Origin of the sequence: Flavobacterium pectinovorum, assembly GCF_900142715.1 — a bacterium.
GTDB lineage: Bacteria > Bacteroidota > Bacteroidia > Flavobacteriales > Flavobacteriaceae > Flavobacterium > Flavobacterium pectinovorum.
In genome coordinates this window covers 14,366-27,428 of record NZ_FRBX01000007.1, presented here as the reverse complement: position 1 = coordinate 27,428, position 13,063 = coordinate 14,366, and the positions used below count along the sequence as shown (strand labels likewise).

General features: G+C 34.4%; 10 protein-coding genes. 6 read left to right on the top strand and 4 right to left on the bottom strand.

The features are described from left to right. Nucleotides 1–43 precede the first annotated feature (43 nt). Complete coding sequence (locus BUE22_RS20565; protein WP_042562891.1) at nucleotides 44–874, bottom strand: M57 family metalloprotease; 831 nt, start codon at nucleotides 872–874, stop codon at nucleotides 44–46. Nucleotides 875–1,417: 543 nt separating this feature from the next. Here BUE22_RS20565 and BUE22_RS20560 point away from each other — a divergent pair. Continuing rightward, complete coding sequence (locus BUE22_RS20560) at nucleotides 1,418–4,150, top strand: S8 family serine peptidase (protein ID WP_073397877.1); 2,733 nt, start codon at nucleotides 1,418–1,420, stop codon at nucleotides 4,148–4,150. A 17-nt stretch (nucleotides 4,151–4,167) separates the two neighbouring features. On the opposite strand, the gene BUE22_RS20555 is transcribed toward BUE22_RS20560, so the two are convergent. From BUE22_RS20555 to BUE22_RS20545, 3 genes are all read right to left on the bottom strand, one after another. Next, nucleotides 4,168–4,785: an alpha/beta hydrolase gene (locus BUE22_RS20555; protein ID WP_073398074.1), complete on the bottom strand. Its 618-nt coding sequence runs from the start codon at nucleotides 4,783–4,785 to the stop codon at nucleotides 4,168–4,170. A gap of 16 nt (nucleotides 4,786–4,801) precedes the next feature. Next, nucleotides 4,802–5,092 carry a GNAT family N-acetyltransferase gene (locus tag BUE22_RS20550; RefSeq protein ID WP_073397876.1) on the bottom strand — a complete coding sequence of 97 codons (291 nt, stop codon included), beginning with the start codon at nucleotides 5,090–5,092 and terminating at the stop codon, nucleotides 4,802–4,804. An 87-nt stretch (nucleotides 5,093–5,179) separates the two neighbouring features. Further along, nucleotides 5,180–6,118, bottom strand: coding sequence for a ring-cleaving dioxygenase (locus BUE22_RS20545; protein ID WP_073397875.1), 939 nt, complete (start codon nucleotides 6,116–6,118; stop codon nucleotides 5,180–5,182). A 256-nt stretch (nucleotides 6,119–6,374) separates the two neighbouring features. On the opposite strand from BUE22_RS20545, the gene BUE22_RS20540 reads away from it, so the two are divergent. The 5 genes from BUE22_RS20540 (at nucleotide 6,375) to BUE22_RS20520 (ending at nucleotide 13,002) form a co-directional block, all read left to right on the top strand. Continuing rightward, nucleotides 6,375–7,031, top strand: coding sequence for a DUF6766 family protein (locus tag BUE22_RS20540; RefSeq protein ID WP_073397874.1), 657 nt, complete (start codon nucleotides 6,375–6,377; stop codon nucleotides 7,029–7,031). A 54-nt stretch (nucleotides 7,032–7,085) separates the two neighbouring features. After that, nucleotides 7,086–9,257, top strand: a complete 2,172-nt coding sequence (locus BUE22_RS20535) for a hypothetical protein (protein WP_073397873.1) — start codon at nucleotides 7,086–7,088, stop codon at nucleotides 9,255–9,257. 76 nt (nucleotides 9,258–9,333) lie between these two features. Then, nucleotides 9,334–10,092, top strand: coding sequence for an SDR family oxidoreductase (locus tag BUE22_RS20530; RefSeq protein WP_042562897.1), 759 nt, complete (start codon nucleotides 9,334–9,336; stop codon nucleotides 10,090–10,092). A 174-nt stretch (nucleotides 10,093–10,266) separates the two neighbouring features. Continuing rightward, nucleotides 10,267–12,408, top strand: a complete 2,142-nt coding sequence (locus tag BUE22_RS20525; protein WP_073397872.1) for a catalase — start codon at nucleotides 10,267–10,269, stop codon at nucleotides 12,406–12,408. Nucleotides 12,409–12,426: 18 nt separating this feature from the next. Next, nucleotides 12,427–13,002 carry a YciE/YciF ferroxidase family protein gene (locus tag BUE22_RS20520; protein ID WP_073397871.1) on the top strand — a complete coding sequence of 192 codons (576 nt, stop codon included), beginning with the start codon at nucleotides 12,427–12,429 and terminating at the stop codon, nucleotides 13,000–13,002. Nucleotides 13,003–13,063 lie beyond the last annotated feature (61 nt).

Below are 13,063 nucleotides of genomic sequence, written 5' to 3'. Positions count from 1 at the left end.
GAAACAGCCTCCTATATTTTGTAAGAGAACTCTAATTCAACTTCTAGTATAAATAATTAAGAGCTGTAACGTCGTTAGAATTGAAAGCACCTGTTACGCTTGAACTGAAACATGCTAACATGTAAGAAGTAGAATCATATCCTGAAGGTGTTCCAGGAATTTGAATTGCTCCAACACCAGCTGTTCCTTCGTTTGAATTTTGTCCACAACTTTGACGGCTGAACCAGTCTGTGTGACGTAAACCAATACAGTGTCCGATTTCGTGTGCAGCTACGTGTGCGTTTACATTTGTTGAATAAGTATCTAATCCAGAATATAATGTAACTGAATTATAAGGATTCCCTCCTGAAGGGAAACCTGCTACTCCACCGGCAGATCCGGTTTGTCTTCTTACAACAATGTTTGCACCTGAAGTACTTGAACTAAAAGTTAGCGTAAAGTTAATTGATAATCCTAAGTTATTGTATCTGTTGATTGCCGCTTGCAATCCATTCCGCATATTTGTTGACAGTGCTGATGTACCAGTCCCTGTTAACCCAACAACTCTAATTGTTCTTGGAGCAGATACTAAATTAGTAGTACGATACTGTTCTGTCGTAATACCACCGTGAAGATCCATTTTGTTTAATTGATCTTGTGTAATGATAATATCTCCTTCTATCAGGAACGCATCCTCGGTAGTACCATCTAATTTAGTATTCTTAATCACCTGAACATCTGATGTATTTAATGAAAGTGAACTAATTTTATTTAACACCTCTGGTGTTACTTTAAGGGATCCTTGATTAGATTGAACTTGCTCATCTTCTTTGTTACAAGAAAACAGCGTTAGCGCTATAAATGACAAGGCTACAATTGATTTAATTTTTTTCATAATAAGTTTTTTGGTTTGTTAAATTAAGTTGATAAATAGGGGTTCTTTTACAAAATATTGTAATACTTATTACCAAATTTATATAATTTTTAATCTTAAAATACTTATAAAACAATAATTCAACAAAATTAACACTTTTTGTTATATTTTTTAATAACATATTTTTAATAATAATTATCTGATTATTACTACAAGCCCAGTAAAATCAATAACTGAATATAAATCAGATTATTAAGATCTAATAGTATCCGAAAATTATTTCTTTTCTAAAAGTGTTAGAAAATGTTTTTTACAATTTTGCATTCATTTTAAAATGCAAACAGGTTATAAAAGAAAATTGTTCTCCTACAGATTTAGATTATTGTGAATGAATAAAAAATCATAAAATTATTACAAATAATTTAATAACTTTGATTTGACCTACAACGGATAAATATTTAAAATAGAAATCATTAATCATAAATTTCAGCTGGATTTATCTAAATTAAAAAGTGATAAACAGCTGCAATAAGAATGTTATAGTTGCCCTAACCTCTACAGTAAATGAAGAAACGAATTACTTTCCTCCTTTTTATGATAACAACAATCAGTTTCTCACAAAGTTCTGAGAAATGGAAACGGTACATAAAAAAAGAAAATGAAAGTAAATTTGAGAAATACTTTTTTACATCTTTAGAAAATGCACATCAAAATAAATACAAGATTGTAAAAAAACTGGACAGTACTTTTTGTATTGTTGAAAATGAAAGTTTAAAATCGAATCAAACTTTTAAATCAGATCAAACTTTAAAAAAAAATATACCGGTAAATAATTTATGGAAATTACCTTCAAATTTTTCAGATCATAAAGAAGAAAAGTTTTATACAATAGCAACAGATACTATCGAAGCTTTGATTACAGACTTGGAGTTATTGAACATTTCTGATATTAAAATACTGAACAATCATCTTGTAATTATAAAAAGTGATTCTAAAAAAATTGTTGATGAAATTATAGCGCTCAACAGTGTATCGTCTATTTCGCAGGAATCGCTGCGGCCAAAAGGAGAATCTAAAATAATAGATCAAAATTTTAGTATCAATTCTATAAATAAAGCCAATGCTAATTTTCCTCTCTTAGCGGGTGAAAATCAAATTGTAGCTATCAAAGATGATTTGTTTAATCTGGATGATATTGATTTATTAAATAAGCACATTCCTTCCTCAACGCAATCTGCAATTGTATCGAGCCATGCAACGGCTATGGCGACTATAGTTGCAGGATTAGGAAATAGTTCTGCATTAGGAAAAGGAGTTGCCCAAAAGGCTAAAATACAATCGTCTGACTTTTTGAATATTTATCCTGATGAAGTAGCAACTTTACAAGGTGCTGTTACTCAAAATCATTCATACGGCACAGAAATTGAGAATTTTTATGGTTCGCTTGCTAATGCTTACGATTCTCAATTGTTTTTAAATCCTGATTTGACTCATTGCTTTTCCTCCGGTAATAGCGGACTTCAGGGGTATAAATCTATTACCGGTAATTTTAAGCAATCCAAAAACAGCATTGTATTGGGCTGTATTGACCAAAACGAAGTAGTTATGCCGTTTTCTTCAAAAGGTCCTGCTTACGACGGCCGAATAAAACCTGAGTTAGTAGCTTATAGCACACAAGGAACTTCAAATTCTACAGCATTGGCTACAGGTATTATTACGCTTATGAAACAACATTATAAAACTATAAACAATAGTTTTTTGACTAATGCCCTGACAAAAGCCATTTTAATTAATAGCGCAAAAGATTTAGGCAATTCGGGTCCGGATTTTACTTATGGTTATGGTAATATCGATGCTAATAAAAGTCTAAAAACAATCAGCGAAAACAGAATTCTATCAGGTAATTTAACATCCGGTCAGACAAATACACATACGATTACTATTCCCGCAAATGCAAAAAACTTAAAAATTACATTAGTATGGAACGATTTGCCGGCTGCAATTAATAGTAATATAAGTTTGGTGAACGATTTAGACATGGAAGTTATTTCGGCCGACAATATCACATTTTTACCCTGGATTCTTAACCCTGAGATTCCTGAGCAGCAAGCGTTAAGAGGAAAAGATAAAATTAATACTACAGAACAAATCACTATCGAAAACCCAGCGTCTGGTTCAGTTTCTATCAATGTTTTGGGGTCGTACATATCAAATACATCTCAGGAATACGGTATCACTTACGAATATGAATTGGAAAATCAATTTGAATGGAATTATCCTGTAATCAATGATAATTTCCCTTATGATGGAAAGACTATTTCTCCTTTCAAATGGAATTCGTCGTTTTCCGGTATTTCCGGAGAATTGTCTGTTAGTTATAATAATGGGGAAACCTGGGAAATTATAGCAAATGATATAAATCTGGATAATGAACAATTTACATATACGCCTAAAGAACAAAAATTTTCAAAGGCAAAATTAAAAATGACCATTAATAATACCGAATATATCTCTGACAGCTTTACGATTTCTTATGATTTAAACATCAGTACCAGTTTAGTTTGTGACGGCACAACAGAAATTAATTGGGACAAACCTGCCGATGTTGCTTCCTTTAATATTTATCAATTAACGGGAGATCATTTAGAATTTAAAGAACAAACCACAAACACCAGTTATACTTATACTGATGGAAAAATCCACACGGTAATTCCTGTATTTGACAATACCGAAGGAATAAAAAGTGAGTCAACATTACAATACGCCGAAAACTCAAATTGTTATTTTGAGTTGACTTTGGCAGAAGTTTTTGAGGAGGATAAAGTAAAGATATATGCCAGTCTTTTCAGTTTGTACAACATTAAAAGAATTGATTTGGTAAAAATAGTTAATGATGTTGAAAGTGTTATTAGTACAATAAGCGACATCAATTCAAAAACATTTTCTTTTTTGGATGCTGCCCCGATAAAGGGCAGCAATAAATATAAAATAAATATAATTTTAGAAAACAATAACGTAGTAAGTTCGCTAATTCTTGATACCAATTATTTAGGCGATGATTTGTTTTTTGTACACCCCACACTACTGAGCAAAAATGAAGAATTAAATATTGATGCTAAAAAAGAAGGAAACGCTATTTTCTATCTTTACAACATTAGTGGACAAAATACTATTGCTTCTCCTTTACTTTCTAAAACCAATACTATCCATCTAAAAAATACTGCATCGGGAATTTATATCTACAAAATAGTTACAAACTCAGGCGAAATGCAAACAGGGAAAATTGCAGTTTTTTAAGTTCTTGATACAGAATATTACTTTTTAAAAACCAGATCATTAACCAAATCTATTTCGTCCTGGCTTATTGTATGCCCCATATTTGGGTATATTTTTTTTGTAACTAATGCTCCCATTTTTTTAAGAAGCACTTCAGTTTCATTTACTCTTTCAACGGGAACATGAAAATCAGGATCGCTTGTTCCGATGAAAATCGGTGTATTTTCAAAATTTCCTGAATAATGATTTTCATACACTTTATCGCCTATAAGTCCGCCGGTAAAAGCAACAACACCGCCGTATTTTATAGCATTTCTAGCTGTAAATTCCAATGCAAGACAAGCTCCCTGCGAAAATCCGAGGAAATAAATGTTTTCTTTCTCAATTCCATTTTGCTGAACTGCTTCAACAACCTGAGCAATGGTTTCCAAGGATTTTGAAAACGAAGGCTCATTCTCTTCAATCGGTACTAAAAAGGAATACGGATACCAGGTTCTGTTCTCTGCCTGAGGCGCTATTAAGGCAAAATCTTCAACCTTAAGATACTTCGCAATCGAAAGAATATCGTTTGAACCTGCACCACGCCCGTGAAGCATGATTAAAGCTTTTTTTGCTTCTTTTAAAGGCGTTCCTGCTGTTATATTTTCTAAATTCATGATTGTATTTTTTAAATTATTTTTTCCAGATATCCTGATATTCATCCGGATGTTTCTTGAACTGCGCATGTACATACGGACAAAGTGGTAAAACCATCAAATTATTGGCACGTACATAGGATGTCATTTCATCCAAAAGTTTTTTTGCATAACCTTTTCCTTCAGCTTCAGGCTCAACACCTGTATGGTAAACAGTCAGCAAACCCGGTTTAATGCTTACCGTCATTTCTCCTAGTTTTTTATCATCAACATAAAGATTAAAAGCTCCATGTTTTTTTTCGTCTAATTCTAATTTTATTGTTTCCATAGTATTTTTTATTTATAAAATTAATTTACGCCTAATTTAAGCGTAAACTAATTTCATTTTTTTATTGATTTAAATATATTTTAGTAATTAATTAATTTTAACCAAATGCTTTTCAATGGCAGCTCTTTGTGATTCATATTGTGCCGGAAGTTTTAAGTTTTGTCCTAATTCTTCTAAGCTTTCATCTACTGTAAATCCGGGATTATCTGTTGCGATTTCAAACAAAACTCCTCCTGGTTCTCTGAAATATAGAGAATGGAAATATTGTCTGTCGATTTGTGGTGTAATTGACAATCCAAACTCTTCTATTTTTTCACGGAAGTGCATTAGAATTTTATCATTTTTTACTCTAAAAGCCACGTGGTGAACAGTTCCATTTGCATTTAAACCACGTTTTTCATCAGCCAATTCTACTAAGTCAACAATTGCGGCATTTTCTACAGCATCTGTTGCATAACGATAACGATTTACATCCTGATCAATCAATTTGTAACCAAATATTTCTGTTAAAACTAAAGCAGTTGGTTTAATATCGTTTAAAGTTAAAGTAATATTATGAAACCCTTTTGTTGCAACATCAGCTTTTACTTCGTCTGTTTCCCAGGCTTTTCTGGTATCGTCTGTTTTAGATTCGATCAATTCTAATTTTAATCCGTCCGGATCTAAGAAAGTAAGATATTTTTCTCCGAATTTCTCAGCAGGTTTGTTATAAATTACATTGTATTGTTCAAAACGTTTTTGCCAGAAATCAAGGCTTCCTTTTGGAACAGAATATCCTATTTCAGTAGCCATTCCAGAACCTTTTCTTCCTTGCTGAATTCCTTCTCCCCAAGGGAAAAAAGTTAAAATTGTTCCTGCACTTCCTGTCTCATCACCAAAATAAAAATGGTATGTTCCCGGATCGTCAAAATTCACTGTTTTTTTGATGAATCTTAATCCTAAAATTTTTGAGTAAAAATCGAAATTACGTTTTGCGTCACCTGCAATTGCAGTAATATGGTGTAAGCCTAAAATTTTATTTTCCATGGTATTTTATGTATTAAAGTTGTTTTGATTTTCTTTTACAAATTTACTTCCGTTATACCTGTTTATCGATTAACCTAGATTAAGAAATGAAAATTGCTTAAAAACTGTTGTTTTTCTTATTATATAATCAGTCGTGTTCTTAATAACTGAATTAACTTTTTGTAAGTTAATCTACCTAAAAATAATATAAATGATTACCCTAATTCTATAAAATGGAATCAATCGTGTTTCGGAAATTTGTGAGAAAGCAAGAACCATGAAAAACTTTTTACGAAATAACGGACTCAGTATCTGTTTTCTACTATTATTTTTCGGCGCATTAATCGGTCAAATATTTTTTGGGTTCGAAGAACATAATAAAGAATTGATTGATGAAGGCAGTACTGCTATTACGCTTTCTTCTTATCTTATTTCAGGTCATTTTATTCAATCGACTTTTGAAAATTGGGAAAGCGAATTTCTACAAATGGCCTTGTTTGTTGTATTAACCATTTTTTTTATGCAGCGGGGTTCTTCAGAATCTAAAGATTTAGACAAGGAAGAAGAATTTGACAGAGAACCTTCGCCTACGCGAAAAGATGCACCCTGGCCTGTAAAAAAAGGCGGCTGGATTCTTAAAATCTACAAACATTCACTTACCATTGTTTTATTGTTATTGTTTATACTTTCTTTTTGTGCTCATTTTTACGGAAGCCTTAAAGATGAAAATGAGCAATTGGCCTTAAAAGGAATGCCTTTGGAATCTGCCTCTGATTATTTAGGAGATACGAGGTTTTGGTTTGAATCTTTTCAAAACTGGCAAAGTGAATTTTTATCTGTTTTTGCCATCGTAATACTTTCTGTTTATCTAAGACAAATTGGCTCTTCACAATCTAAACCTGTCGATGCTCCTCATATGGAAACAGGCGAATAGCGCTATTTTTTTGAAATAAATATAAAAGATTTTTAATCAATTAAAACTATCATTATGCCAACAGTTACACCTTGGAGCGCTACGGCGCAGGAAGATATTGAAAATAGTGAAATACTTTTAGAAAGAAAAATTGTTGATTACACCTATCAATTTTACAATACAGGTGATTCTTTATGGATTGTGGTATTGATGCCTGAAAACGGAAAAATAGCTTTTCGTGCGGCATTTGCTATGAACAGCTGTTTTGAAGTTACGAATCTTTTTGATGATGAGGATACCACTGTTTTTGTACTCGATTCCAGATTGGGAAGTTATGAAGTTCGCATCAATTTTCCGGCAGGTGTATTACATTATACAACAACATTTACAGCAAAAACGGCCTTAATGATTCCGTTTTGGCCACGAGATATAATTCCGCTTACACAAAGTGGAAGTTTAGAAAATACGTCTGGAAATATTCACATGGCACAATTCGGGTCGCGATCAGGATTGTTATTTGCCAGCATTACAAAACCACAAACAGGATCCTTTTTTTATTTTCAAAATCTTACTTCATTGTCTGAGTATTGCGAAGTTACCAAAACAGAATCGAAAAATACTGTTGGAGGAACATGGCCGGAAATTGGATTTCAGCTTCCAACAACGGATGAATTGCCTCTTCCTCCCAATCAGGCATTTACAATATCAGATGCGTATATAATAGTAGAGACTGATATTTTTAAAGATACAACAGCTATTTGTGAGCACTTTTTAAATAATCTTGTTACTATATACAAAGTGCTTGAACAGCCAAGAATTGAATATCATAATTGGCCGGATATCGCTCAAAAAGTTTTAAATGATTTACAGCATAACAAAGGTGCATGGCAACAGGCAAACGGAATTCAGTATCTAAATGCTTACTTATGCGACTATGACACACCTCCTGAAAGTATGGTACAATTGGCTGTATTGGCACCTTTTAAGGAATTTGAAAAATGGAGTGGTGAAAAACAATCGATCTGTGATGAGTTAATTAAGGGACTGCCTGCTTTTTATGATCCAAAGATAAATTGCCTTAACAGATGGCTTCCTTCAATGGTAGACAAACTTGACAACTCAGAAGAACAAAAAAAAGAGATGGTGATGGATTCCTGGTATCTGCACCATCCGTTAATGAATTTGGCAAGACTGGCTTTAGCTGGAGACAAAACAGCAAAAAAACTGGTATTAGATTCTATTGAGTATGTCATAAAAGTGGCGCATCATTTTAAATACAAATGGCCTGTATTTTATAATATGGAAACCCTCGAAATAATCAAGGAAGAAACTGCTCCCGGTGCCGGAGGAGAAAGGGATGTTCCCGGATCGTACGCACATTTAATGCTGCTGGTTTTTAAATTAACGAAAGAAAAACGCTATTTAAACGAAGCAGAAAAAGCAGCCAGAAAATTGGCAGATCTGGGTTTAAATATATTATACCAGGCCAATAATACAGCTTTTGCCGCTGCGGCATTATTAGAATTATTTAAAATTACTAATAAAAAGCTGTACCTCGAGATAAGTTATACCTGTCTGAGCGGATTATTTAAAAATATCCAGCTTTATGACTGCAAATATGGTTATGGTAAAAACTATAATAATTTCTTTTCAATATTTCCCCTCAATGATGCACCGTATACTGCTGCTTATGAAGAATTAGAAGTCTACGCAGCTTTATCAGAATATTTATCACTGGCTAAAGATGTTGACATTTTGCCCTCTTTAAGAACGCTAATTCCGGAGTTTATTAAATATACCGTGAGCAGGATTGCTTATTATTATCCAACAATGCTGCCAAAAGAAATGCTTTCGGAAGAAGTTAAAACAGGCGAAATACAAGCCGATCTCTGGGTTCCTTTGGAAGATTTGTACAATGGCTGGGAAAAAAGCGGTCAGGTAGGTCAGGAAGTATATGGCAGCGGAATGGCTTTTGGAATTGTGTCCAGACAATACATCAAAATCGATGAAGATTTTCTTCTTTTTATCGATTATCCTAATGAATATACGAAAAGAGGAAAATCGATTACTATCAAATTAGATGGTCACAAAGATATGATCTGCAATTTGAAAATTATAAAACTCAAAGACCGTAAAATTCAAATGAAAGTGTTTTTTGATAATGAACTTCTTGATCCCTTCACAAAGAATGTCAACATACAGGAATATAAAATTTCCGGTCTGGGTTCAGTTAAAGTTCAATGGTAATATTTAATAAAAAATAGTAACTGCTGTAGAAATTTAGGCAGCTTACAAATAATAATCATTTATAAAAAAACAAACAATGGAACAATTAACAAATTACTTTGGACAAAATATTAAAGACAAACGAATTGTAGTAACCGGCGGCACAACCGGAATAGGAAAAGCAATTGCCGATGTATTGGTCTCTCTGGGCGGACGCGTTCTTATTTTTGGAAGAGATGAAAAAGATTTTAAAAATGCTGTCGAAGATCTTAAACAGCAATTTCCCGGCTGCGAAGTTTATGGAACTCCTGCCGATGTAACCAAAAAAGAAGATATCGATAAAATATTGCAAATTGTAGATACTGAGTTGGGCGGAATTGATATTCTTATTAACAATGCAGCATTAGGTGCTCCGGGAATTACACAGGAAACTTACAAGGATTACAAGTATATTATTGATACCAATATTACTGGTTACCTGGCTTTTGCTCAGGAAGCCTCATTGCGAATGAAAGAGCAAAAATCCGGGCATATCATCAATATTGGGTCTATGAGTGCCGAAAGCCGTACTCCGGAAAGCACCATTTATGTAGCTACTAAATCTGCAATACGAGGTTTTAGTACATCGCTTCGTAAGGAATTAAATCCGCTTGGAATTAAAGTCTCACTAATAGAACCCGGAGCCGTAACAAGTGATATGCAGCCAGGCACTAAAGAAGAGCATAAGGAAAAAATAGAAAAAATGGAAATGCTCGAAGCGTATGATATTGCTATGAGTGCCCTATTCTGTTTATCTCAGCCAAAGAGATGCGATATTGTAACGATGCAAATTCGACCACATCTTCAAATTATATAAAAAGAATTGCTATTGATTTTGGTTGGATGGTAATTGTACAATATTGCGGAATAATCTTATAAATTCAAATTAACGGTATAGGCTAAATTTGATTTATAAGTTTATTTCAGATCACAAAAACCTCATAATGTGACGATAACATAAAAAAATTAAATCTAAACAAAGCAAAAACTAATGAAAAATTTTCAAGACGAAAAACAGCGTGATTTGTCGATAAACAAATCCGACGGAACTAATAAGTTCCTGACTACTGATCAGGGTGTTCGTATTAACGATGATAACAATTCGTTAAAAGCCGGCGAAAGAGGACCTTCACTACTCGAAGATTTTATTCTAAGAGAAAAAATTACGCATTTTGACCATGAACGTATTCCGGAAAGAATCGTACACGCACGTGGTTCAGGAGCACACGGTTTTTTTGAAGTAACAAACCCAATTCCTGAATTAACAAAAGCGGGATTTTTAAAAGAAGCCGGATTAAAAACACCCGTTTTTGCCAGATTTTCTACCGTTGCCGGCTCAAGAGGTTCTACAGATCTTGCGCGGGATGTACGAGGATTTGCTGTTAAATTTTATACTCAGGAAGGTATTTATGACCTTGTTGGCAATAATATACCCATATTTTTTATTCAGGACGCCTCAAAGTTTCCCGATTTAGTTCACGCTGTAAAACCAGAGCCTCATAATGAAATGCCTCAGGCTGCATCTGCTCACGATACTTTTTGGGATTTTATTTCCTTAATGCCCGAGTCGATGCACATGATTATGTGGGTAATGTCTGATCGTGCGATTCCAAGAAGCTATAGAATGATGGAAGGTTTTGGAGTTCATACTTTTAGATTGATTAATGAAGCTGGAGAATCGACTTTTGTGAAATTTCACTGGAAACCTAAATTAGGAACACATGCTGTTGTGTGGGATGAAGCCCAAAAAATTTCGGGTAAAAATCCTGATTTTCACAGAGAAGATTTATGGGAAGCGATCGAAATGGGAAATTTTCCTGAATGGGAATTAGGCGTTCAGATCATTCCTGCAGAAGACGAACACAAATATGAATTTGACTTACTTGACCCGACCAAAATTGTTCCCGAAGAACTTGTTCCGGTAACGATTGTGGGAAGAATGGTTTTAGATAGAAATCCCGATAATTTCTTTGCAGAAACAGAGCAAATTGCCTTTCACCCAGGGCATGTTGTACCGGGAATTGATTTTACAAACGATCCGTTGCTTCAGGGAAGATTATTTTCTTATACCGATACACAACTTTCAAGATTAGGAAGTCCTAATTTTCATGAAATTCCGATTAACAGAAGCGTTGCGCCGGTGCATAATAACCAACGTGACGGACATATGCGTCAGGAAATTAATAAAGGTCGTGTAAGTTATCATCCAAATTCACTTGGCGGAGGATGTCCGTATCAGGCTAAAATTGCCGAAGGCGGTTTTGCGAGTTTCAACGAGCGCATCGATGCACATAAAGTAAGAGAAAGAAGTGAAAGTTTTGCAGATCATTTTGGTCAGGCAAGATTATTCTTTAACAGCCAGACAGATGTAGAAAAAAGCCACATCGTAAAAGCACTGCGTTTTGAACTTGGAAAAGTTGAAACTACTGCCGTCAGAGTCAGAATGCTGGGACTTTTATCTCAGGTTGATACACAATTAGCAGAAAAAGTTGCCTTGGGTCTTGGTGCTACGGTTCCGCCTGTATTGGAAACTCCAATTAATCAGGGCGTATCTCCGGAAAATGAAAATGGAAATCAGGAACCACAAACAGTAGATTCATCCGTTGACAGTTCTGATGCTCTTTCTATGCTTAAAAACCCTACCAATTCGCCTACAATTGCTTCCAGAAAAGTGGCTATTATTTGTTCTGACGGAGTTTCTGAAGCCGCAGTCCTAAACATGAAAAGTGCGCTTCTTAAAGAAGATGCAAAAGGTTTTATAGTTGCGCCGCATTTAGGATCTGTTGTTACAGATGCTGACGGAGCAGTTGCAGCAGATTATAGTTTGCTAACCGCATCATCTGTTTTGTTTGATGCCGTTTACATTCCGCATGGATTAGGTCTTGATCTTTTAGCCGAAAATGATGATGTGAACGAATTTATAAACGATGCTTATAAACACTGCAAAGTAATTGGTGCAGATGGCGAGGCAACAAAAATATTAAGCGCAGCACCTTTTGTAGCCAAAATAACAAACAATGATGACGGGCTTATTTTATCCAGCGAACCTGGCACACAATCATTTGCATTAGATTTTATTGCTGCTATGGCACAACATCGTTTTTGGGAACGCGAAACCAACTTATACAATTAACATTCAAAATAAAAAGATATGAAAAATTCAGAAAAACCAACTGAAACCAAAATTGCTGCCGCAAAAAGCACCAAGAAAAATAGTCTTGTCGAACCCGCATCAGACGCTGCTGCAGATTTAAGAGAATTATTTATTGATAGTCTTAAAGATATTTACTGGGCAGAAAATGCACTTGTGGGTGCCTTACCAAAAATGTCGGCCAATGCTACGGCTGCAAATCTTTCGGGCGTTATTTTAGAGCATGTTCTCGTTACCGAAAATCATGTTGCAAGACTTGATAAAGTTTTTGATATACTTGGAGAAAAAGCCGAAGGAAAAAAATGCGAAGCTATGGCCGGATTATTAAAAGAAGGCGACAGTATTTTGCTTGAAACAATTCCAGGCTCGGTTAGAGATGCAGGAATTATTTCGGCATCACAAAAAATCGAGCATTATGAAATTGCAACTTATGGTACTTTAGTCGCTTTTGCAAAAGCTTTGGGAGAAAATGACGCTGCAAAATTATTAGCACAAACACTGGCCGAAGAAAAAGAGGCAGATTGTTTACTAAATGACGTTGCCTTAAATACCGTAAATATTGTAGCGGCAGAATAACGAAACTAAATATTACCGTTTAATAAAAGATACTACTTTTTTCATTTACCTGAAAACATCT

Bases quoted from the DNA above. Each gene is read 5' to 3' on its own strand.
- BUE22_RS20565 (WP_042562891.1), bottom strand. From the start codon at position 874: ATGAAAAAAATTAAATCAATTGTAGCCTTGTCATTTATAGCGCTAACG.
- BUE22_RS20560 (WP_073397877.1), top strand. From the start codon at position 1,418: ATGAAGAAACGAATTACTTTCCTCCTTTTTATGATAACAACAATCAGT.
- BUE22_RS20555 (WP_073398074.1), bottom strand. From the start codon at position 4,785: ATGAATTTAGAAAATATAACAGCAGGAACGCCTTTAAAAGAAGCAAAA.
- BUE22_RS20550 (WP_073397876.1), bottom strand. From the start codon at position 5,092: ATGGAAACAATAAAATTAGAATTAGACGAAAAAAAACATGGAGCTTTT.
- BUE22_RS20545 (WP_073397875.1), bottom strand. From the start codon at position 6,118: ATGGAAAATAAAATTTTAGGCTTACACCATATTACTGCAATTGCAGGT.
- BUE22_RS20540 (WP_073397874.1), top strand. From the start codon at position 6,375: ATGAAAAACTTTTTACGAAATAACGGACTCAGTATCTGTTTTCTACTA.
- BUE22_RS20535 (WP_073397873.1), top strand. From the start codon at position 7,086: ATGCCAACAGTTACACCTTGGAGCGCTACGGCGCAGGAAGATATTGAA.
- BUE22_RS20530 (WP_042562897.1), top strand. From the start codon at position 9,334: ATGGAACAATTAACAAATTACTTTGGACAAAATATTAAAGACAAACGA.
- BUE22_RS20525 (WP_073397872.1), top strand. From the start codon at position 10,267: ATGAAAAATTTTCAAGACGAAAAACAGCGTGATTTGTCGATAAACAAA.
- BUE22_RS20520 (WP_073397871.1), top strand. From the start codon at position 12,427: ATGAAAAATTCAGAAAAACCAACTGAAACCAAAATTGCTGCCGCAAAA.